At 53.3% G+C, this 895-nt stretch carries 2 protein-coding genes; both read right to left on the minus strand.

Annotated elements, in window-relative coordinates; genetic code table 11:
• The coding region (locus SC428_RS22085) for an SMR family transporter (protein ID WP_239504560.1) at positions 1 to 73 on the minus strand (73 nt) is incomplete at its 3' end.
• A 156-nt stretch (positions 74 to 229) separates the two neighbouring features.
• The gene (aadB, locus tag SC428_RS22090) at positions 230 to 763 is read right to left on the minus strand and encodes an aminoglycoside nucleotidyltransferase ANT(2'')-Ia (protein WP_000381802.1); all 534 of its coding nucleotides are present in this window, start codon (positions 761 to 763) and stop codon (positions 230 to 232) included.
• Positions 764 to 895: the final 132 nt, after the last annotated feature.

The raw sequence follows: 895 nt of genomic DNA on the forward strand, positions 1-895 counted from the left end.
CGCTAGATTTTAATGCGGATGTTGCGATTACTTCGCCAACTATTGCGATAACAAGAAAAAGCCAGCCTTTCATGATATATCTCCCAATTTGTGTAGGGCTTATTATGCACGCTTAAAAATAATAAAAGCAGACTTGACCTGATAGTTTGGCTGTGAGCAATTATGTGCTTAGTGCATCTAACACCTGAGTTAAGCCGCGCCGCGAAGCGGCGTCGGCTTGGACGAATTGTTAGGCCGCATATCGCGACCTGAAAGCGGCACGCAAGACCTCAACCTTTTCCGCCCCGAGTGAGGTGCATGCGAGCCTGTAGGACTCTATGTGCTTTGTAGGCCAGTCCACTGGTGGTACTTCATCGGCATAGTAAAAGTAATCCCAGATGATCGCCTCCCAGCTGTTACAACGGACTGGCCGCCCGGCGATGACGCCCTCAGCCGCCTCTGGGCACGAGCCCTGCGGAGCCTCCGCGATTTCATACGCTTCGTCTGCCCACCAAGCAGGTTCGCAGTCAAGTAACTCATCCCCGATCTCCGCTAAGAATCCATAGTCCAACTCCTCCATGACGCGCCCGCCGAGCATTTCAACTATTGCCTCGAGCTCGCCGCGCCTCTCGCCGGGAAACGTCAGATCAATATCATCGTGCTTGCGTGTTACACGCCCTAGCCGTGCATCGATCGCCCAGCCCCCACCGATCCAGAGCGGCAGATTTCGCTCATCTGCCGCAGCTAGAATTTTGTGTATCAATGTGACCTGCGTTGTGTCCATGCGGCCTAACTTTGTTTTAGGGCGACTGCCCTGCTGCGTAACATCGTTGCTGCTCCATAACATCAAACATCGACCCACGGCGTAACGCGCTTGCTGCTTGGATGCCCGAGGCATAGACTGTACAAAAAAACA

It is taken from the genome of Providencia sp. 2023EL-00965 (genome assembly GCF_033550225.1).
GTDB classification, from domain to species: domain Bacteria; phylum Pseudomonadota; class Gammaproteobacteria; order Enterobacterales; family Enterobacteriaceae; genus Providencia; species Providencia manganoxydans.

Coding starts and splice junctions, on each gene's coding strand:
- aadB (WP_000381802.1), bottom strand. CDS start 763: ATGGACACAACGCAGGTCACATTGATACACAAAATTCTAGCTGCGGCA.